The sequence below is a fragment of the Streptomyces sp. NRRL S-495 genome, assembly GCF_000966955.1.
In the GTDB taxonomy this organism is placed as follows: Bacteria; Actinomycetota; Actinomycetes; order Streptomycetales; family Streptomycetaceae; genus Kitasatospora; species Kitasatospora purpeofusca.
Window position 1 is genome coordinate 1 of the sequence record NZ_JZWY01000017.1, and the last position, 19,759, is coordinate 19,759.

A 19,759-nucleotide genomic window follows, 5' to 3' on the forward strand; every position below is an offset into this window, starting at 1 on the left:
CCCCCGGTCGGGGACGCGGTCGGCGACGGAGCGGCGGACCGCGACGGCGACGGCGCGGCCGTCACCGGGGAGCCGCTCGCCGGGACCAGCGCGGCCGAGGCCGCGCCGCTGCCGCCGTCGCTCGTGCACCCGGTGGCGGCGGCCAGCAGGGCCAGCGCCCCCGCCGCGTACACCGTCGTCCTGCTCCGTGCGTGCCTGTTCACCGCGCCGTGCTCCCCGCTCCCGTTCAGCGACCTCGATCGCTAGCACGGTAACGGTCCGGCGTTCGGTTCCCGATCAGGCGTGCGAACGGCTGGCGGCGGCTACTCCACGTGCTCGCTGGTGAAGGACCAGCGGTGCACCGGACGGCCCAGCAGGGCGGCGGGCGGCTCCGGCACCGGGACCGGCTCGCCGGACCACCAGGTGATCAGCAGCACCCGGTCCCCGGGGGCGGCGAGCAGCTCGGTCCGGAGCAGCCCGGCCGAACCGCGCAGCGCGGGCAGCGCCGTCCCCCGGACCCAGCCGGAGAGCTCGGCGCCCCGGCCGTCGGCGGCCCTGGCCTCCCACATCGCGGCGGTGGTGGCGCTCACTGCTGCTGCCCGGTCAGGGCCTGGTAGGCCTGCCCGTGGAAGTCGGTGTGCGGCACATGGACCTCGGTGACCGGCAGCGAGGAGTCCGCCGACAGGTCGAGCGAGGACGGCGCGCGGTCCCGCCAGACCATCTCGCTGCCGAGTGCGGCGACCATCGCGCCGTTGTCGGTGCACAGGCCCGGACGCGGCACCCGCAGCCGGATCCCGGCGCGGTCGCAGCGCTGCTGGGCCATCTCGCGGAGCCGGGAGTTGGCCGCGACACCGCCGCCGATCATCAGATGGTCGACGCCGTTGTCCTTGCAGGCCTTGACCGCCTTGCGGGTGAGCACATCGGTGACCGCCTCCTGGAAGGACGCCGCGACGTCCGCGATCGGCACCTCCTCGCCGGCCCGGCGCTTCGCCTCCACCCAGCGGGCGACGGCGGTCTTCAGGCCGGAGAAGGAGAAGTCGTACTCCGGGTCCTTGGGGCCGGTCAGGCCGCGCGGGAAGGCGATCGCCTTCGGGTCGCCCTCACGGGCCCTGCGGTCCACCACGGGGCCGCCGGGGAAGCCCAGGCCGAGCACCCGGGCCACCTTGTCGAAGGCCTCGCCGGCCGCGTCGTCGATGGTCGCGCCGAGCGGGCGGACGTCGGTGGTGATGTCCTCGCTCAGCAGCAGCGAGGAGTGCCCGCCGGAGACCAGCAGGGCCATCGTCGGCGAGGGCAGCCGGCCGTGCTCCAGCTGGTCCACGCAGATGTGCGAGGCGAGGTGGTTGACCCCGTACAGCGGCTTGTCGAGGGCCCACGCGTAGGCCTTGGCGGCGCTCACGCCGACCAGCAGCGCGCCGGCCAGGCCCGGTCCGGCGGTGACGGCGATGCCGTCCAGGTCGCTGGCCTTGACGCCCGCGGTGTCCAGGGCGCGCTGGATGGTCGGGACCATCGCCTCCAGGTGCGCGCGGCTGGCGATCTCGGGGACGACGCCGCCGAAGCGGGCGTGGTCGTTGACGCTGGAGGCCACCGCGTCGGCCAGCAGGGTGGTGCCGCGCACGATGCCGACGCCGGTCTCGTCGCAGGAGGTCTCGATGCCGAGGACGAGCGGTTCGTCAGCCATGGGGGGTGTCCTTCTTCACATCCGGTCGCGGGTGGCCCGCGGGTTCGTCGAGGTCTTCGGGGGCCGCGGCGGGGGCGGCAGGAGCGGCAGGAGCGACGTGGTCGGCGGGGGCGGCCGCGAGGTCGAGCCGCATCACCAGCGCGTCGATGCCGGCCGGCTGGTAGTAGCCGCGCCGAATGCCGACCGGCTCGAAACCGAAGCGCTCGTAGAGCCGCTGCGCGCGGGTGTTGTCCACCCGCACCTCCAGCAGCAGGTCCGCGCAGCCGCGCCGGGCGGCCTCCCGGACCAGGTCGGTGAGCAGCGCCGCGCCGAGCCCGGTGCCCTGGTGGCGTCCGTCGACGGCGATGGTCTGCACATCGCCGTCGCCGCCCACCGCCATCAGCCCGGCGTAGCCGACGACCGCGCCGTCCGGGGTGACGGCGACGGTGTAGTGCCGGGTGCCGCCGGGGTGGGCCTCGGCCAGCTCGGACCAGAACATGCCGGCGGACCAGGCGTCCTCCGGGAACAGCTCCAGCTCCAGCGCCAGCACCGGGGCTATGTGCCACCAGCGCATCGGCCGCAGCCGGGCGGCACCGGGGTCCGTGGTGCTCGGGCCGGCGGTGCTCGGGCCGGTCACGCCGGGAGCACCGCCTTGTAGCCGGCCGGCACCTGGGCGTCGGGGCGGCGCAGGTACAGCGGGGCGTTGGGCAGCAGGGCCCGGCCGGCGGCCAGCTCGGCGACGGCGAACGCGGCGAGCGCTCCGGCCGAGACGTGCTCGGGGCCGTGCGCGCCCGGGAAGGCGTCCGGGTAGAGCAGCGCACCGGCGCCGACCGACCGCGCCGGCGGGGTCAGCTCGCCCGGACGGTCCACCGACGGCCCCTCGGTCCGCCGGCCCTCGGCGTCGTACGCGGCCCAGTAGACCTCCTTGCGGCGGGCGTCGGTGGCCACCGTGAACGCCTCGCCGGCCAGCCCCTCGGCGCGGGCCGCGTGGGCGATCGCGTCCAGGGTGCAGACGCCGTGCACCGGAAGGCCGAGCGCGTGGCCCAGCGCGGCGGCGGTCACCAGGCCGACCCGCAGACCGGTGTACGGGCCGGGGCCCACGCCCACCGCGATGTCGGTCAGCCGGTGCCGGTCGACACCGGCCTCCCGGAGCACCCGGTCGATCGCGGGAATCAGGAGTTCGCCGTGGCGCCTGGCGTCGACCTGGTCGGTCTCGGCGAGGACGGCCGTGCCGTCGTGGACGGCGGCGGTGACGGCGGGGGTAGCGGTGTCGAACGCGAGCAGCAGCACGGGTCAAGGTTAGACCGGTCGGCCAGCACCCCGTCCGGGCCGGTCCCGCCGGGGCACGTGCTCCGCCCGATCGAAAACCGGACCGGCTCCGGAACACACGTCCGACACGATGCGGACCGGACGGGCGAACCTGGCACGATGGGGCCGACGGTTTTGGGACGGCGGTGGGAGCGGCACGTGGCGAAGATGGGTCCTGGAGTGGTGGTCACCGGGCTGACCCTGGGGGCCCTGGCGGTGGTGAGCCTGCTGGCCTTCCAGGCCAACGGCGCGCAGGACCGCGCGGTCGCCGCGAACCCGGTCACGAGCACGGCCGCCACCTCCAGCGGACCGGCCGCCTCGGCCACCCCGACCGCCACGCCCACGCCGGCCGCCCCGACGCTGCCCGCCGTGGGCACCGGCACCGGGCTGCGGGTCGTCTACTCGGTCAGCACCCACTACGTCTGGCTGATCGACCCGAAGAAGACCCCCCAGGTGGTGGCCACCTTCCCGGTGACCCCGGGCACGGTCGAGCCGGCCCCCGGCAGCTACCCCGTCTACAGCCGGACCCCGTCCGGGACCGGCACCGACGGCAAGCAGATCGAGCACGTGGTGCGCTTCGCGCAGCAGAACGGCGTGGTGTTCGGCTTCGGCGCGGCCGTCGACGGCGGCACCGGCGCTCCGCCCGCCGCCCCGGCGCCCACCTCGGCCGCGTCCTCCCCGGCCGCCTCGACGGGCAAGACCGGCGGCATCCGCAGCAGCCGCGCGGACGGCCAGCTGCTCTGGGACTTCGCGCCGAAGGACACCAAGGTCGTCGTGATCCACTGACCGGGGACGCGCCCTAGGCGGCGCGCCGGGTCTCGTGCGCGCCGCCGCTCGACGGCGACGGTCCGGACGTCCCGGGGCCCTCGCCCAGCGCGTGGGCGGCCGGACGGCGTTCGGGCGGGGTGGAGACCGCCTCCGCCGCCGCACAGGCGGCCAGCAGGGCCCGCATCGGCTCCCCCGCGGCACGGCGGGCGGGCTCCTCGGCCCCGGTCCCGCGCGGTGCGCGCTCCGGGGCGGGCGTGGTGCTCGGCATGGCGCCTCCTAGTTAGGCAGACCTAACCTCAAGAACCATCCCACCACGCCCGGGACCTCGATCGCAACATCTTCCCGACACCCTGTCGGCAAACCGTGACACGGCGGGGCCGCCCCGGCAGCGCGGCCGGGGCGCTCCGGTGCGGCGCGGCCGGCGCGGTCGGGCGCGGTCAGGCCAGCGCGGTCAGGTCCGTGCCGTCCCAGCGGGTGCCGATGCCGGTCAGCTCCACCCGGCGCGGGTCCAGGTCGTCCCCGGCCGCCTCGGCGCCGATCGCGCGTCCGATCCGGACCTCCAGACGGTTCTCCGAGAGCCGCTCGACCTTGCCCTCGCCCCACTCGACCACCACCACCGACTCGGGCAGCGAGACATCGAGGTCGAGGTCCTCCATCTCGTCGAGGTCGCCGCCCAGCCGGTACGCGTCGACGTGCACCAACGCCGGGCCGCCCACCAGTGAGGGGTGCACCCGGGCGATCACGAAGGTCGGGGAGGTGACCGCCCCGCGCACCTGGAGCCCCTCGCCGAGGCCCCGGGTCAGCGTGGTCTTGCCCGCTCCCAGCTCGCCGGAGAGCAGCACGAGGTCCCCCGGCCGCAGGAGCGCAGCCAGCTCCCGGCCGAGCCGGCCCATCCGGTCGGGGGTGGCGACGGTGAGAGAGGCGTGGGAGCCCATGCGCGAATCAAGCCCTTCGGTCCGTACGGCGGCGCACCGGTCCTCGGGCGCCCCCGCTACCGTGCCACATCCCCGGCACCGCCCGCGCCGGGCCCGCCCCGGGGACAGGACGGCCGGGGCGCGGGCCCCGGCCTACGCCGGTTCGCCGACCTGGGGCGGCAGCGGGGCCGCGCCGCGGAAGCGGGCGGCCCGGTCGAACAGGTCGGCCAGGTGGTGGTCGACCAGGTCGGGGCGCTCCAGCATCACCAGGTGCCCGGCGTCCTGGACCAGGACCAGCTCGGCCCCCGGCAGCTGCTCGGCCATCACCTCGCCGTGGCCGGGCGGGGTGAGGAGGTCCTTGGTGCCGGTCAGCACCAGGGTGGGGATGCCGCGCAGGACGGCCAGCGCCTCGGTCTTCTCGTGCGCCGAGAACACCGGGTAGAACTCGGCCACCACGTCGATCGGGGTGGCGTCCAGCATCTGCTCGGCGAACCGGACCACGCCCGGGTCGACGTCCTTCGCCCCGAAGGAGTACCGCCGGTAGAAGACGGCGCTGACGTCCGCACCGAGCCGACGGGTCGCCTCCACCAGGTCCACCTGGCGTCCGAGCAGCTTCATCATGCCCGGCGCGACCTTGCGGAACAGCTTGGCGCCGGCGACCGGCAGGCCGAAGGTGACGGCGTCCCAGTTCCCGGCCAGGGTGCCGATCAGCGCGACCCCGGCGACCCGCTCCCGGAACAGCTCCGGGTGCTGGTCGGCCAGCGCCATCATCGTCATGCCGCCCATCGAGTGGCCGACCAGGACCAGCGGGCCGGTCGGCGCGACGGCGTCGATCACGGCCTTGAGATCGCCGCCCAGCTGGTCGATGCCGGCGGGTTCGCCGGCCAGGAAGGAGCGGGAGCGCTCCGAGCGGCCGTGGCTGCGCTGGTCCCACAGGACCAGCCGGGCACCGGACCGGAAGGCGGCGCGCTGGAAGTGCCAGCTGTCCTGGTTGAGGCAGTAGCCGTGGCAGAAGACCACGGTCAGCGGCTCGGCCGCGCCGTCCCGCTCCCCGTCCGGGTTGTCGCGGCCCTCCGGGATGCCGAGGCCGTCAAGCTCGACGTACAGCTCGGTGCCGTCGGCGGCGGCCACCGTGCGGGGGCGGCCGCGCAGCGAGCCGTACGGGGCGTTGGCGTCCAGCTCGGCGCGGGCCCGGCGGCGGGTGCTCCGGCCGACCGTCAGCCGGTCGATCGCGACCCCGGCGGCGGCGCCGGCGGCGAGCACGCCGACCGAGATGCCGATCAGACCGGCCCGGCTCACCCCGGTGGCCGCCTCGGCCGCCTTGACGGCCCGGGCCGCCCGGCCGAGGGTCGCGACCGGGTCGGTGTCGCTCGGCCCGCTCATCCGAGCAGGCCCTCGTCCAGGCCGCCGACGTAGCGGCGCGGCACCCGGGAGCCGATCCGGGTCACGATCTCGTAGGAGATGGTGCCGCAGGCGCGGCCCCAGTCCTCGGCGGTCGGCTCACCGCGGTCGCCGCTGCCGAAGACCAGTACCTCGTCGCCGATCGGCGGGGTGTCGCCGCCGAGGTCCACCACGAACTGGTCCATCGCCACCCGGCCGGCCACCGTGCGCCACTTGCCGTCGACCTGCACCGGGCCGATGCCGCTGGCGTGCCGCGGGATGCCGTCGCCGTAGCCGACCGGGACAAGGCCCAGCGTGGTCGGCCCCGGGGTGGTGTAGTGGTGGCCGTAGCTGACCCCGTGGCCGCCGGGCACGTGCTTGACCAGGGCCAGCCGGGCGGTCAGCGACATCACCGGGCGCAGGCCGAAGTCGGACGGCGAGCCCACGTCGGGGACCGGCGACAGCCCGTACATGGCGAGGCCGGTGCGGACCATGTCGAAGTGCGACTGCGGCAGCAGCAGGGCGGCCGGCGAGTTGGCCAGGTGCCGCACCTCGGGGCGCAGCCCGGCCGCCTCGGCGGAGGCCAGGGCCGAGCGGAAGGCGTCCAGCTGCGCCTGGATCGAGGGGTGGCCGGGCTCGTCGGCGGCGGCGAAGTGCGACCAGACGCCGACCACGGTCAGCAGGCCGTCCAGCTCGGCGCGGCGTGCGGCGGCGACCAGCTCGGGCCAGTCGTGCGGCTGGCAACCGTTGCGGCCGAGGCCGGTGTCGGCCTTGAGGTGGACCCGGGCCGGTATGCCGGTGGCGCGGACGGCGGCGAGCAGCTCGGTGAGCGCCCACTCGCCGCTGATCGAGATGTCGAGGTCCGCGAAGAGCGCCTCCCGCCAGGGCCCGCCGGGGGTCCACAGCCAGCAGAGGATCCGCGCCTGTCCGGGACCCACCCCGCCGGCGCGCAGGGCGAGCGCCTCCTCCGGCGTCGCGGTGCCCAACCAGCCGACTCCCGCGGCGACCGCCTCCCGGGCACAGCGCAGCGCGCCGTGGCCGTAGGCGTCCGCCTTGACCGCAGCCATCACCGTGGCCCCGCCGATGCGCTCGCGCAGCGCGTCGAGGTTGCCGCGCAGGGCGGCGAGATCGATGGTCGCCTCGGCCCGTACGCCTTCGGTGAGGCCGGCCATCACGGGCGTCTTCGCAGTTGTCATCAGGGTCAGTCTCCCAGACGTCCCGGGGTCCTTGCCGAACGGCCCTTCGGGTCGCCGCCCCGGGCCGCCCGCGCCCGGGACCCCCCGCGACCCGCCACCCCCTTCCGGACGCCCACGAATCAGCGGCCGGTTCCACCCGCCCGCCGGGAACGCGGTTCCGGGGCGGCCCCGGTGCGGACGTCGTTCCAGACCGCCGGGAGCGCGGCCGCCACCTCCGAGGCGGTGACGGGGGCGCCGGGGACGGCTGCGGTGTGCCGGGCGGCGAGCCCGTGCAGATAGGCCGCCACCGCGGCGGCGTCCGGCGCGGACAGGCCCGCGGCGAGCAGTGAGCCGGCCAGCCCGGCCAGGACGTCCCCGCTGCCGGCCGTGGCCAGCCACGCGGTCCCGGTCGGGTTCACCCGCACGGCGCCCTGGGCGTACCCCCGGCCGGAGGCTGGGGGAGGATCGGCGGCGGGCGGGCGGGCCTGCTCCGAACGGGTGCCGCCGTCGCCCCCGGCCCCGGCGAGCAGCCGGGCCGCCTCCCCGGTGTGCGGGGTGAGCAGCGTCGGTGCCGTCCGCCCGGCGAGCGCGCCGGGGCCGAGCCGGGCCAGCTCGGTCAGCCCGTCCGCGTCGACCAGTACCGGCACGTCGGCCGCCAGCGCCTCGGCGAGCGCCCGGCCGGCGCCCTCGCCGCCGCCCGGTCCGACCACCCAGGCCTGCACCCGGCCGGCCCCGGCCGGACCGCCCTCGGTGACCAGCGTCTCCGGGAAGCACCGCACCACCTCCTCGGCCGCCGTCCCCACGTACCGCACCGCGCCCGCGCCGCCGCGCAGCGCGCCGGCGACCGCGAGCAGCGCCGCCCCCGGGTACCGCGCCGAACCGGCGGCGACCCCGACCACACCGCGCCGGTACTTGTCGCTCTCCGCGCCCGGCACCGGCAGCAGGGCGGCCACGTCGGCGTGCTGCAGGGCCACCACCCCGGCCGGCGGAAGTTCGAGTCCGATCCCCACCAGTTGCACCGCTCCGGCGTACGAGGCGCCCGGGTCGATCAGCAGCCCGGGCTTGTAGGTGCCGAAGCAGACCGTGACGTCCGCCCGCAGCGCCGCCCCGGCGACCTCGCCGGTGTCGGCGTCCACCCCGCTGGGCACGTCGACGGCCACCACCACCCCGGTCCGCGCGGCCCGGGCGTACGGCTCGGCCTCCGGGCGCAGTCCGCCCCGGCCGCCGATGCCGACGATGCCGTCCAGCACCAGGTCCGCGCACGAGAAGTCGGCCAGGCCGATCTCCTGCTCCACCACCACCCGCCCGTGCGCCGCCCGCAGCGCCGTCAGCCCGCCGCCGTGCGCCCGCCCGGGGGCGAGCAGCACCGCCGTCACCCGCGCCCCGCGCCGGGCCAGCTCCGCACCGGCGTACAGGGCGTCACCGCCGTTGTCGCCGCTGCCGGCCAGCACCACCACCCGGCTGCCGTACACCCGGCCGCGCCGGCGGGTCAGCAGCCGGGCGCAGGTCACGGCGAGCCCGGCGGCGGCCCGCCGCATCAGCGTGCCCTCCGGGAGCCGGGCCATCAGCTCCGCCTCGGCGGCACGGACCTGGTCGACGCGGTGGGCACAACGCATGACGGGCTCTCCCCCGGACTCGGCGGCAACTCCCGCCGACGCTACGCGAAGGAGCTCCCGACGGCGCCCCCGACCGTGCGGCACACTTTCGAGTGACACCAACTTCGATTCCCCACCGGTGTCGGTCCGGGTGCCTACGGTGTGGCTCGGCACGGACCCACAGGAGGGAGAAGGGCCATGGTCGCCATGCCGGCAGTCGAGCACCCGCTGAGCGAGGGCAGCCTCCTCCAGGCGTTTCTGGAGCTGGACACCCCGCTGGGAAGCAAGGCCGAATTCATCGAAGGGGAGATCGTCGTGACGCCGCCACCGGACGGACAGCACGAGGGCGCAGTCTCGAAGATCACCAAGCAGTTCTTCCGGAGCGCCGCGATCGATCTTGACATCGCAGGCGTCAAGGGCCTGATCACTCCCGGCGGCCGGTTCATCCCCGACGGCACGGTCGTCCCGGCCGACCGGTTCGACCATCTGGATCCCTGGGCCTCGGCGGAGGGTGTCCTGCTCGTCTTCGAGGTCACCTCGCTCAACCCGCACAAGGACCGCGAGCCCAAGCGCATGGGCTACGCCGCCGCTGGGATCCCCTGCTACTTGCTGGTCGACCGCGACGCCGGCACCGTCACCCTGTTCACCAACCCCGAGGACGGCGACTACATCACCACGACCAAGGTCGAGTTCGGCAAGCCCCTGGACCTGCCCGCCCCGTTCTCGTTCACGCTCGACACGGGGCCCCTGCGGTAGGACGCAGCCACCGCAGGGGCCCCGGGACGGAGCGGGGTCGGACTACTCGACGGTGACCGACTTCGCCAGGTTGCGGGGCTGGTCGACCTCGTGGCCCTTGGCCGTGGCCAGCTCGCAGGCGAAGACCTGCAGCGGCACGGTGGCGACCAGCGGCTGCAGCAGCACCGGCGTGACCGGGATGCGGATCAGGTGGTCCGCGTACGGGACGACCGCCTCGTCGCCCTCCTCCGCGATCACGATGGTCCGCGCACCGCGGGCCCGGATCTCCTGGATGTTGGAGACGATCTTGTCGTGCAGGATCGACCGGCCGCGCGGCGACGGCACGACCACCACCACCGGCAGACCCTCCTCGATCAGCGCGATCGGGCCGTGCTTCAGCTCACCGGCGGCGAAGCCCTCGGCGTGCATGTAGGCGAGCTCCTTGAGCTTGAGCGCGCCCTCCAGGGCGACCGGGAAGCCCACGTGCCGGCCGAGGAACAGCACCGACTTGGCGTCGGCGAGGGAGCGGGCCAGCTCGCGCACCGGCTCCATGGTCTCCAGGACCTGCTCGACCTGCTTCGGCGCGTCGCCGAGCTCCTTGATGACGGCGAGGATCTCGTCGCCCCACTTGGTGCCGCGCACCTGGCCCAGGTACAGCGCGACCAGGTAGCAGGCGACCAGCTGGGTCAGGAACGCCTTGGTCGAGGCGACCGCCACCTCGGGGCCGGCGTGGGTGTACAGCACCGCGTCCGACTCGCGCGGGATGGTCGAGCCGTTGGTGTTGCAGATCGCCAGCACCTTGGCGCCCTGCTCGCGCGCGTGGCGCAGCGCCATCAGGGTGTCCATGGTCTCGCCGGACTGCGAGATGGCGATGACCAGCGTGCCCGGGCCCATGATCGGGTCGCGGTAGCGGAACTCCGAGGCGACCTCGACCTCGCACGGGATCCGGGTCCAGTGCTCGATCGCGTACTTGGCGATCATGCCCGCGTGGAAGGCGGTGCCGCAGGCGACGATGACGACCTTGTCGACCGCGCGCAGGTCGGCGTCCGACATCCGCAGCTCGTCGAGGGTGAGCCGGCCGTCGGTGCCGATCCGGCCGAGGAGGGTGTCGGCGACGGCCTTCGGCTGCTCGGCGATCTCCTTGAGCATGAAGTAGTCGTAGCCGCCCTTCTCGGCGGCCGAGGCGTCCCAGTCGACGTGGTACTCGGTCACGTCGGCCGGGGTGCCGTCGAAGTTGGTCACCGTGACGCCCTCGCGGCGCAGCTCGACGACCTGGTCCTGGCCCAGCTCGATCGCCTCGCGGGTGTGCGCGATGAACGCGGACACGTCGGAGGCGAGGAAGTTCTCGCCCTCGCCGCGCCCGACCACCAGCGGCGAGTTGCGACGGGCGCCGACCACCACGTCCGGGGCGTCGGCGTGCACGGCGACGAGGGTGAAGGCGCCCTCCAGCCGGCGGCAGACGGCGCGCATGGCCTCCGCGAGGTCGCCCTCGTACAGCTCGCCGAGCAGGTGCGCGACGACCTCGGTGTCCGTCTCCGAACGCAGGGTGTGGCCGCGCTCGGCCAGCTCGGCCCGGAGCTGGGCGAAGTTCTCGATGATGCCGTTGTGGACCACCGCGACCTTGGCCGCGTCGTCCAGGTGGGGGTGGGCATTGGCGTCCGTCGGCCCGCCGTGGGTGGCCCAACGGGTGTGGCCGATGCCGGTGGTGCCGCCGGGAAGAGGGGTCTCGGCGAGCGACTTCTCCAGGTTCGCGAGCTTGCCGGCCCGCTTGTCGGTGGCGAGGCTCCACTGCCCGTCGGAGCCCTGCACCTGCACTGCGACACCGGCGGAGTCGTAACCCCGGTACTCCAGTCGCTGCAGGCCTGCGATTACAACATCAAGGGCGGGCTGGGAGCCCACGTATCCAACAATTCCGCACATGCGTGCCAGCATAAGGGCGCTTCGGACGCCCCATTCGCACGGTTCGCCCACAGGCCGTGACCGACACCACAGCCGCCACGAACGGCGCTACGGCCCACAATGGAGCATGTGCTGACCGAACTCTGTACGCGGGGCGACATCACGCCCGGCCCCTCGCCGTCCCCCTACGTGGACCTCAGCCGGGCCGAGTGGAGCGCCCTGCGCGAGCGTACGCCGCTGCCACTGACCGCGGAGGAGGTGGAACGGCTGCGGGGTCTCGGCACCGCACTCGACCTCGACGAGGTCCGGGACGTCTATCTGCCGCTGTCCCGGCTGCTGAACCTCTACATCCACGCCACGCACGACCTGCGCGGCGCACTGGGCACCTTCCTGGACACCCCGGACACCGAACGCACCCGCACCCCGTTCATCATCGGGGTGGCCGGCTCGGTCGCGGTCGGCAAGTCCACCACCGCCCGACTGCTCCAGGCGCTGCTGGCCCGCTGGCCGGAGCACCCCCGGGTCGAGCTGGTCACCACCGACGGCTTCCTGCTGCCCAACGCCGAGCTGCGCCGGCGCGGCCTGATGGCCCGCAAGGGCTTCCCCGAGTCGTACGACCGCCGGGCGCTGACCCGCTTCGTCGCGGATGTGAAGGCCGGCAAGGAGCGGGTCACCGCCCCGGTCTACTCGCACCTCGTGTACGACATCGTGCCGGACGAGCGGCTCACCGTGGAGCGCCCGGACATCCTCATCGTCGAGGGCCTGAACGTGCTCCAGCCGGCCCTGCCCGGCAGCGACGGCCGCACCCGCCTCGCGGTGGCCGACTACTTCGACTTCTCGATCTACGTCGACGCCCGCACCGACGACATCGAGAGCTGGTACCTGGACCGGTTCCGCAAGCTGCGGCAGACCGCCTTCCAGGACCCGAGCTCCTACTTCCGCCGCTTCACCGAGGTGCCGGAGGAGGAGGCGATGGAGTACGGCCGCCAGGTCTGGCGCACCATCAACCGTCCGAACCTGCTGGAGAACGTGCGGCCCACCCGCGGCCGGGCCACCCTGGTCCTGCAGAAGGGCTCGGACCACAAGGTCCGCCGGGCGCTGCTGCGCAAGCTCTGAGGGAAACGCCGAAGGCCCCCGCCGCGATCGTCCGCGGCGGGGGCCTTCTGGCGTGTTCTCCGGGGCCGTCAGCTCAGCGAGCTGCGCACCGCCTCGGCGAGCGTCTCGGCGACGGACTGCGCCTGCGCCTCGTCGGCGGCCTCGACCATCACCCGGACCAGCGGCTCGGTGCCCGACGGACGCAGCAGCACCCGGCCGGTGGCACCCAGCTCGGCCTCGGCCGCGGCCACCGCGGCGGCCAGCTCCTCGCTGGTCCCGACCCGGCTCTTGTCGACACCCTTGACGTTGATCAGCACCTGCGGCAGGCGGGTCATCACGGCGGCCAGGTCCGCCAGCGGCTGCTTGGTGGCGGCCAGCCGGGCGCCGAGCATCAGACCGGTCAGGGTCCCGTCGCCGGTGGTCGCGTGGTCCAGCAGGATGACGTGGCCGGACTGCTCGCCGCCCAGCGCGAAGCCGTGCTCCTTCATCGCCTCCAGCACGTACCGGTCGCCGACCGAGGTCTCGACCAGGTCGATGCCCTCGCGCTCCATCGCCAGCTTGAAGCCCAGGTTGGACATCACGGTGGCGACCGCGGTGTTGCGGCGCAGCGTGCCGGCCTCCTTCATGGCGACGGCCAGGATCGCGATGATCTGGTCGCCGTCGACCTCGTCGCCGGCCGCGTCGGCGGCCAGGCAGCGGTCGGCGTCGCCGTCCAGGGCGATCCCGAGGTCCGCCGAGTGCTCGCGCATGACGGTGCGCAGCCGGTCCAGGTGGGTGGAGCCGACACCGTCGTTGATGTTGAGGCCGGTGGGCTCGGCGCCCAGAGTGTGCACGACCTCGGCGCCGGCCCGGGCGAAGGCCTCGGGGGCGACGTACGCGGCCGCGCCGTGCGCGCCGTCGATGACGACCCGGATGCCGTCCAGGCGGTTGGGCAGCACGCCGATGAGGTGGGCGACGTACTTGTCGAAGCCCTCGGTGTACTCGCGGACCCGGCCGACGGCGGCGCCGGTCGGACGGTTCCAGTCCTCACCGCCCGCCGCGTGCTTGTGGAAGTGGGCCTCGATGGCGTCCTCGATGCGGTCGTCCAGCTTGTGGCCGCCGCGGGCGAGGAACTTGATGCCGTTGTCCGGCATGGCGTTGTGGCTGGCGGACAGCATCACGCCGAAGTCGGCGCCGAGCGCGCCGGTGAGGTAGGCCACCGCCGGGGTGGGGAGCACTCCGACCCGCAGTACGTCGACGCCGGCGCTCGCGAGGCCCGCGATGACCGCGGCCTCCAGGAACTCGCCCGAGGCACGCGGGTCACGGCCGACGACCGCGACCGGCCGGTGGCCGTCGAAGGCTCCCGCCTCGCCGAGCACGTGCGCCGCCGCGACCGACAGGCCGAGCGCCAGCTCAGCCGTCAGCCCCTGGTTGGCCACACCGCGCACACCGTCCGTACCGAAGAGTCGTCCCATTGTCCCGTCCTCACATCGCCGCAATGCCTTGCAGTGAATCCGATCGAATCCCCGGCCTCCGCACAATGGCCGGGGAGCACGACGCCCCGGAGTACACGGGGTACTCCGGGGCGTATGGAGCGCATCCGGGGGCGTGCACCACCAGGGCGGTACGCACCCCCGGGGGCGCAATTAGCGCTTGCTGTACTGCGGCGCCTTGCGGGCCTTCTTGAGACCGGCCTTCTTGCGCTCGACGGCACGCGCGTCACGCATCAGGAAGCCGGCCTTCTTCAGCGCGGCGCGGTTGTTGTCCACGTCGGCCTCGTTCAGGGCACGGGCGACGCCGAGGCGCAGCGCGTAGGCCTGACCGGAGACGCCGCCGCCGGAGATGCGGGCGACAACGTCGTAACGGCCGTCCAGCTCGAGGAGCTTGAAGGGCTCGTTCACGGTCTGCTGGTGCACCTTGTTGGGGAAGTAGTTCTCCAGGGTGCGACCGTTGATCTTCCACTGCCCGGTGCCCGGGACGATGCGCACGCGGGCGATCGCCTCCTTGCGACGGCCGAGGCCGGCGCCGGGGACGGCCTCGCCGAAGCGGCCGGCCAGGGACTCGGAGGTGTACTCCTCGGAGGTGAACTCGCCCTCGACGACAGTCTCGTCGAACTCGACCTCAAGGGTTTCGGTGGTCTCGGCCACGGTGTTCCTCAGCTCTTTTCAGTGATGGGGGGCTTGGTGGCCGGAATTACTGCGCGACCTGGGTGATCTCGAACGGCACCGGCTGCTGCGCAGCGTGCGGGTGCTGGTCGCCCGAGTAGACCTTCAGCTTGGAGAGCATCTGACGGCCCAGGGTGTTCTTGGGGATCATGCCCTTGATGGCCTTCTCGACGGCCTTCTCCGGGTTGTTCGCCAGCAGGTCGTCGTAGCGCACCGAACGCAGACCGCCCGGGAAGCCCGAGTGGCGGTAGGCCAGCTTCTGGGTCTTCTTGTTACCGGACAGGTGCACCTTGTCGGCGTTGATGATGATGACGAAGTCACCAGTGTCAACGTGCGGCGCGTAGATCGCCTTGTGCTTACCCCGGAGGAGGTTGGCGGCCTGGGAGGCCAGACGGCCGAGCACGACGTCGGTCGCGTCGATGACGTGCCACTGACGCTGGACGTCGCCGGGCTTGGGGCTGTACGTACGCACGGTCGTATGCCTTCGCTTTTCAGTGAGTGAGTCCTGACAGGAGCACCCGGAGGAGGGATCAGCCTGGCCGCCTTGGACGCAATTCAAGGGGGAGCCGCTGGTCGTCGACCTGGTGTCTCCGGCGTACCGACCTCTCACGTGAGATAGAGCGAGCCAATACGCACATCAAGCGCCCAGGCTACCGGGCCGGACGGGGACGGTCAAAATCCTCCCCGCCGGAACGGTCTCCCGGGCCCCTGATCAGCGGTCCCGCTCGACCCGGCTGACGTCCCAGACCGGCTCCGGGGACTCGTAGACCCGGCCGTCGGCGCCGAAAACCAGGAAACGGTCGAAGGTCCGGGCGAACCACCGGTCGTGGGTGACGCACAGCACAGTGCCGTCGAAGGCCTCCAGCCCGGCCTGCAGCGCCTCGGCGCTCTCCAGGTCCAGGTTGTCGGTCGGCTCGTCGAGCAGCAGCGCGGTGACGCCGGACAGCTCCAGCTTGAGGATCATCAGCCGGGCCTGCTGGCCGCCGGAGAGCGACTCGAACTTCTGCTCCTCCTGCCGGTCCAGCTCGTACCGGCGCAGCACGCCCATCGCGGCGCCGCGGCCGAGCGCGTGCTCCTCCTCGACGATCGAGCGGACGGTGCGGCCGAGCAGCTCGGGGTGCGCGTGGGTCTGCCGGAAGTGGCCGGGCACCACCCGGGCGCCGAGCTTCCAGGCCCCGGTGTGGGCCACCGTGGCGTCGCCCGCCAGCAGCCGCAGGAAGTGCGACTTGCCGGAGCCGTTGGACCCCAGCACCCCGACCCGCTCGCCGTAGAAGACCTCCAGGTCGAAGGGCTTCATCAGACCGGTGAGCTCCAGCTGCTCCATGGTGAAGGCGCGCACTCCGGTGCGCCCGCCCTTGACCCGCATGGTGATGCTCTGCTCACGCGGCGGGGCCTCGGGCGGGCCGGCGTCCTCGAACTTCTTCAGCCTGGTCTGCGCGGCCGAGTAGCGGGAGGCCATGTCGTGGCTGATCGAGGCGGCCTGGCGCAGGTTGACGACGAGCTTCTTGAGCTTGGCGTGCTCCTCGTCCCAGCGGCGGCGCAGCTCCTCGAAGCGCTCGAAGCGGGCCTTGCGGGCCTCGTGGAAGGAGTCGAACCCGCCGCCGTGCACCCAGACGCTGGAGCCGGCCGCGCCGGACTCGACGCTGATGATCTTCTCGGCGGTGCGGGACAGCAGCTCGCGGTCGTGGGAGATGAACAGCACGGTCTTCGGGGTGGCCCTGATGGCCTCCTCCAGCCAGCGCTTGCCCGGGACGTCCAGGTAGTTGTCCGGCTCGTCGAGCAGCAGGACCTCCTCCGGGCCGCGCAGCAGCGCCTCCAGGACGAGCCGCTTCTGCTCGCCGCCGGAGAGCGTGTTCAGGCCGCGCCACTGGGCCTTGTCGAAGGACACCCCGAGGGCCGCCGTGGTGCAGACGTCCCAGTCGGTCTCGTAGTCGTAGCCGCCGACGTCGGCCCAGTCGGAGAGCGCCTGGGCATAGGCCATCTGCGTCTTCTCGTCGTCCTGGGCGATCATCGCCAGCTCGGCGGCGTCGACCGCGCGGGCGGCCTTGGCGATCCGCGCGGGGGCGACGGAGACCAGCAGGTCGCGGACCGAGGCGTCGGCGGGCAGCGCGCCCGGACCCTCCTGCTCGTCACCGGCCTTCTTCTGCTCCTCGCGGCCGGTGGTGCCGACGAACTGGCGCATCACGCCGAGCCCGCCGCTGATCGTCACCGAGCCGCCGTGCGGCTGGAGGTCGCCCGCGATCATGCGCAGCAGCGTGGTCTTGCCCGCGCCGTTGGCGCCGACCAGCGCGACGGCCGCGCCCTCCCCCACCCGGAAGGACGCGTCGTCGAACAGCACCCGCCCGTCCGGCAGGTAGTACTCCAGGTGCGAAATCTCGACGTGTCCCATGGGGGAGATTGTCCCAAGCCGCCGCCCCGGACCCAAATGGATTAGGTGGCGTCGGGGCCTGACGGGGCGGTGGGGGTGCCGGGGAGGGTGCGCATCCGGCGGGCGGCTCGGTTGCGCTCGGCGAGCTGCTCGTCGGCCGGGTAGCCGACCTCCTCCAGGGTCAGTCCGTACGGCCGGATCACGTTGACGGCGGAGTTGCGCACACCGCCGGCCAGCACCTCGCCGGGGAACTCCACCGGCCGGTGGCCGTCGCCGACCAGCAGCATGGCGCCGACCAGGGCGCGCACCATGTTGTGGCAGAAGGCGTCGGCCCGCACGGTGGCGACCGCGAGCGAGCCCTCCTGGGACGCGTAGCCGTCCACCGGGACCCGGTCCCAGCGCAGCTCCAGCAGGGTGCGGATGGTGGTCGCGCCCTCGCGCCTCTTGCAGTACGCCGCGAAGTCGTGCTCGCCGAGCAGCAGCCGGGCGGCGGCGTTCATCCGGTCCAGGTCGAGCGGCCGGTCGTGCCAGAGCACATGGCCGCGCAGCAGCGGATCGACCCCGCCGGGGTGGTCGGCGACCCGGTAGGCGTAGCGGCGCCAGATCGCCGAGAAGCGGGCGTCGAAGCCGGCCGGGGCCTCGCCCACCCGGTAGATCCGGACGTCACCGGGCAGTCGCCCCGCCAGCCGGCGCATCAGCTTCTCCCGGTGCGCCTCCCACAGCTCGGCCGGCAGGTCGACGTGGGCGACCTGGCCCCGGGCGTGCACACCGGCGTCGGTGCGGCCGGCCACGGTGAGCGGGTGGAGCTCCTGGCTGCGGGTGACGATCTGCAGCGCGGTCTCGATCTCCTCCTGGACCGTCCGCCGGCCGCCCTTCTGCCGGGCCCAGCCGGAGAACTCGGCGCCGTGGTAGGCGAGGTCCAGCCGGACCCGGACGTACCCGTCGGCCGGCCCGTCCTTCACCGGCGGCCGCTCGGCGCAATCGTTGACCACTGCTCTCCACTCCCTGGACAAAGAGGAACGGGCCCGCTCCCCCACGGATGGGGAAGCGGGCCCGCAACACACCTGGTGGGTGTCAGGCCTGCTCGGCGGCCTCGGCCTCGTCGGCCTTGGGGGCCTCGACCTTGGCCTCGTCGGCCTCCTTGACGGCGCGCTTGGTGGCGGCCTCGGCCTCGCCGACGGCGTTCTGCGCGACGGTCAGCGCCTCGACCAGCTCGATCACGGCCATCGGGGCGTTGTCGCCACGACGGGGACCGATCTTGGTGATACGGGTGTAGCCACCCGGGCGGTTCTCGTAGCGCGGCGCGATCTCGGTGAAGAGGGTGTGCAGCACCGAGATGTCGGTGATGGTCTTGCGCACCAGGCGACGGTTGTGGATGTCGCCCTTCTTCGCCTTGGTGATCAGCTTCTCCGCCAGCGGGCGCATCCGACGGGCCTTGGCCTCGGTCGTGGTGATGCGGCCGTACTGGAACAGCTCACGGCACAGACCGGCGAGCAGCAGCGGCTCGTGGTGCGGGCCGCCGCCGAGGCGGGCACCCTTGGTGGGACGCGGCATGGAATTACTCCTCGAATCTCCGACTGCGGCCGTACCAGGTACCGCAGCGGGCGTACGGACACTGTGCCCGCACGACTTTCACGACGACGGGGGCGGTTCCGGGGAACCGCCCCCGCGGTCAAGTCTCTCAGTACTGCTCGGTCTCCGCGTAACCCGCGTCGTCCAGGTCGTCGGCGCCGAAGGCGTCGGCGGCGGCGGTCGGGTCGAACCCGGGCGGGCTGTCCTTGAGCGCCAGGCCCATGCCGGCCAGCTTCGCCTTGACCTCGTCGATCGACTTCGCGCCGAAGTTGCGGATGTCGAGCAGGTCGGCCTCGGAGCGGGCGACGAGCTCACCCACGGTGTGGATGCCCTCGCGCTTGAGGCAGTTGTACGACCGAACGGTGAGCTCCAGCTCCTCGATCGGCAGCGCCAGGTCGGCGGCCAGGGCGGCGTCCGTCGGGGACGGGCCCATGTCGATGCCCTCGGCGTCGATGTTCAGCTCGCGGGCGAGACCGAACAGCTCCACCAGGGTCTTGCCGGCCGAGGCCATGGCGTCGCGCGGACGCATGGCGGGCTTGGTCTCGACGTCGACGATCAGCTTGTCGAAGTCGGTCCGCTGCTCGACACGGGTCGCCTCGACCTTGTAGGTGACCTTCAGCACGGGGCTGTAGATCGAGTCGACCGGGATGCGGCCGATCTCCTGGCCGGAGGCCTTGTTCTGGACGGCGGAGACGTAGCCGCGACCGCGCTCGACGGTCAGCTCCATCTCCAGCTTGCCCTTGCCGTTCAGGGTGGCGAGGATCAGCTCGGGGTTGTGCACCTCGACACCGGCCGGCGGGGCGATGTCGGCGGCGGTGACGACACCCGGGCCCTGCTTGCGCAGGTACATCACGACCGGCTCGTCGTGCTCCGAGGAGACGACCAGCTGCTTGATGTTGAGGATGAGGTCGGTGACGTCCTCCTTGACGCCCGGCACGGTGGTGAACTCGTGCAGGACACCGTCGACGCGGATGCTGGTGACAGCGGCACCCGGGATCGAGGAGAGGAGCGTGCGGCGCAGGGAGTTGCCGAGGGTGTAGCCGAAGCCCGGCTCGAGCGGCTCGATCACGAACCGCGAGCGGAACTCGTCGACGACCTCTTCGGTCAGCGAGGGGCGCTGAGCGATCAGCATGGTGTCAGATCCTCCATTGATCTTCGGCACCCACTATT

General features: G+C 73.3%; 21 protein-coding genes. 4 read left to right on the plus strand and 17 right to left on the minus strand.

All coding sequences use genetic code 11. From position 1 onward, the window contains the following. Nucleotides 1-246, plus strand: a 246-nt coding sequence (locus VR45_RS01185; protein ID WP_045937793.1) for a hypothetical protein, incomplete at its 5' end; no start/stop codon positions are given. A 56-nt stretch (nucleotides 247-302) separates the two neighbouring features. Here the strand turns inward: VR45_RS01185 and VR45_RS01190 are convergent. Genes VR45_RS01190 through tsaB form a run of 4 tightly spaced genes read right to left on the minus strand, consistent with a single transcriptional unit; the run spans nucleotide 303 to nucleotide 2,926 of the window. Further along, nucleotides 303-569: a hypothetical protein gene (locus VR45_RS01190; protein WP_045937794.1), complete on the minus strand. Its 267-nt coding sequence runs from the start codon at nucleotides 567-569 to the stop codon at nucleotides 303-305. Beyond that, a complete protein-coding gene (gene tsaD / locus VR45_RS01195) occupies nucleotides 566-1,657 on the minus strand; it encodes a tRNA (adenosine(37)-N6)-threonylcarbamoyltransferase complex transferase subunit TsaD (RefSeq protein ID WP_030393331.1) in 1,092 nt (363 codons plus the stop codon). Before tsaD ends, VR45_RS01190 begins: the two co-directional genes overlap by 4 nt. After that, nucleotides 1,650-2,210, minus strand: coding sequence for a ribosomal protein S18-alanine N-acetyltransferase (gene rimI, locus VR45_RS01200; RefSeq protein ID WP_078896133.1), 561 nt, complete (start codon nucleotides 2,208-2,210; stop codon nucleotides 1,650-1,652). The genes tsaD and rimI overlap by 8 nt, the downstream gene beginning before the upstream one ends. Nucleotides 2,211-2,269: 59 nt before the next feature. After that, nucleotides 2,270-2,926 carry a tRNA (adenosine(37)-N6)-threonylcarbamoyltransferase complex dimerization subunit type 1 TsaB gene (tsaB, locus tag VR45_RS01205; RefSeq protein WP_045937795.1) on the minus strand — a complete coding sequence of 219 codons (657 nt, stop codon included), beginning with the start codon at nucleotides 2,924-2,926 and terminating at the stop codon, nucleotides 2,270-2,272. A gap of 186 nt (nucleotides 2,927-3,112) precedes the next feature. Here tsaB and VR45_RS01210 point away from each other — a divergent pair, with 186 nt between their 5' ends. Continuing rightward, a complete protein-coding gene (locus VR45_RS01210) occupies nucleotides 3,113-3,730 on the plus strand; it encodes a hypothetical protein (protein ID WP_045937830.1) in 618 nt (205 codons plus the stop codon). A gap of 13 nt (nucleotides 3,731-3,743) precedes the next feature. Here the strand turns inward: VR45_RS01210 and VR45_RS01215 are convergent, their stop codons facing one another. The 5 genes from VR45_RS01215 to VR45_RS01235 all read right to left on the minus strand — a co-directional run bounded on the left by VR45_RS01215 (nucleotide 3,744) and on the right by VR45_RS01235 (nucleotide 8,797). After that, entirely contained in the window at nucleotides 3,744-3,980 is a 237-nt protein-coding gene (locus VR45_RS01215) for a hypothetical protein (protein WP_045937796.1), read from the minus strand. A 169-nt stretch (nucleotides 3,981-4,149) separates the two neighbouring features. Continuing rightward, a complete protein-coding gene (gene tsaE / locus VR45_RS01220) occupies nucleotides 4,150-4,647 on the minus strand; it encodes a tRNA (adenosine(37)-N6)-threonylcarbamoyltransferase complex ATPase subunit type 1 TsaE (RefSeq protein ID WP_045937797.1) in 498 nt (165 codons plus the stop codon). A gap of 132 nt (nucleotides 4,648-4,779) precedes the next feature. Beyond that, nucleotides 4,780-6,009 carry an alpha/beta hydrolase gene (locus tag VR45_RS01225; protein WP_045937798.1) on the minus strand — a complete coding sequence of 410 codons (1,230 nt, stop codon included), beginning with the start codon at nucleotides 6,007-6,009 and terminating at the stop codon, nucleotides 4,780-4,782. Beyond that, complete coding sequence (alr, locus tag VR45_RS01230; protein ID WP_045937799.1) at nucleotides 6,006-7,202, minus strand: alanine racemase; 1,197 nt, start codon at nucleotides 7,200-7,202, stop codon at nucleotides 6,006-6,008. The genes VR45_RS01225 and alr overlap by 4 nt, the downstream gene beginning before the upstream one ends. A 119-nt stretch (nucleotides 7,203-7,321) precedes the next feature. After that, the gene (locus VR45_RS01235; protein ID WP_045937800.1) at nucleotides 7,322-8,797 is read right to left on the minus strand and encodes an NAD(P)H-hydrate epimerase; all 1,476 of its coding nucleotides are present in this window, start codon (nucleotides 8,795-8,797) and stop codon (nucleotides 7,322-7,324) included. A 177-nt stretch (nucleotides 8,798-8,974) separates the two neighbouring features. On the opposite strand from VR45_RS01235, the gene VR45_RS01240 reads away from it, so the two are divergent. Next, entirely contained in the window at nucleotides 8,975-9,532 is a 558-nt protein-coding gene (locus VR45_RS01240) for a Uma2 family endonuclease (RefSeq protein WP_353612651.1), read from the plus strand. A gap of 42 nt (nucleotides 9,533-9,574) precedes the next feature. On the opposite strand, the gene glmS is transcribed toward VR45_RS01240, so the two are convergent. Continuing rightward, complete coding sequence (gene glmS / locus VR45_RS01245; RefSeq protein ID WP_078896134.1) at nucleotides 9,575-11,431, minus strand: glutamine--fructose-6-phosphate transaminase (isomerizing); 1,857 nt, start codon at nucleotides 11,429-11,431, stop codon at nucleotides 9,575-9,577. Nucleotides 11,432-11,530: 99 nt separating this feature from the next. Between glmS and coaA the strand changes: the two genes are divergently transcribed. Continuing rightward, a complete protein-coding gene (gene coaA / locus VR45_RS01250; protein ID WP_045937803.1) occupies nucleotides 11,531-12,526 on the plus strand; it encodes a type I pantothenate kinase in 996 nt (331 codons plus the stop codon). Between the two features lie 68 nt (nucleotides 12,527-12,594). Here coaA and glmM read toward each other — a convergent pair whose 3' ends face one another. The 7 genes from glmM to VR45_RS01285 all read right to left on the minus strand — a co-directional run bounded on the left by glmM (nucleotide 12,595) and on the right by VR45_RS01285 (nucleotide 19,721). After that, nucleotides 12,595-13,959 (minus strand): phosphoglucosamine mutase, encoded by a 1,365-nt coding sequence (gene glmM, locus VR45_RS01255; protein ID WP_045937804.1) that lies wholly within the window; start codon nucleotides 13,957-13,959, stop codon nucleotides 12,595-12,597. A 171-nt stretch (nucleotides 13,960-14,130) separates the two neighbouring features. Continuing rightward, nucleotides 14,131-14,631: a 30S ribosomal protein S9 gene (rpsI, locus tag VR45_RS01260; RefSeq protein ID WP_030393318.1), complete on the minus strand. Its 501-nt coding sequence runs from the start codon at nucleotides 14,629-14,631 to the stop codon at nucleotides 14,131-14,133. A 46-nt stretch (nucleotides 14,632-14,677) separates the two neighbouring features. Beyond that, complete coding sequence (rplM, locus tag VR45_RS01265; protein ID WP_030393317.1) at nucleotides 14,678-15,121, minus strand: 50S ribosomal protein L13; 444 nt, start codon at nucleotides 15,119-15,121, stop codon at nucleotides 14,678-14,680. Between the two features lie 240 nt (nucleotides 15,122-15,361). Continuing rightward, nucleotides 15,362-17,038, minus strand: coding sequence for an ATP-binding cassette domain-containing protein (locus tag VR45_RS01270; protein ID WP_045937805.1), 1,677 nt, complete (start codon nucleotides 17,036-17,038; stop codon nucleotides 15,362-15,364). Between the two features lie 41 nt (nucleotides 17,039-17,079). Further along, nucleotides 17,080-18,009, minus strand: a complete 930-nt coding sequence (truA, locus tag VR45_RS01275) for a tRNA pseudouridine(38-40) synthase TruA (protein ID WP_045937806.1) — start codon at nucleotides 18,007-18,009, stop codon at nucleotides 17,080-17,082. 82 nt (nucleotides 18,010-18,091) lie between these two features. Next, nucleotides 18,092-18,571: a 50S ribosomal protein L17 gene (gene rplQ / locus VR45_RS01280; RefSeq protein WP_045937807.1), complete on the minus strand. Its 480-nt coding sequence runs from the start codon at nucleotides 18,569-18,571 to the stop codon at nucleotides 18,092-18,094. 127 nt (nucleotides 18,572-18,698) lie between these two features. Continuing rightward, nucleotides 18,699-19,721 (minus strand): DNA-directed RNA polymerase subunit alpha, encoded by a 1,023-nt coding sequence (locus VR45_RS01285; protein ID WP_030393313.1) that lies wholly within the window; start codon nucleotides 19,719-19,721, stop codon nucleotides 18,699-18,701. Nucleotides 19,722-19,759: the final 38 nt, after the last annotated feature.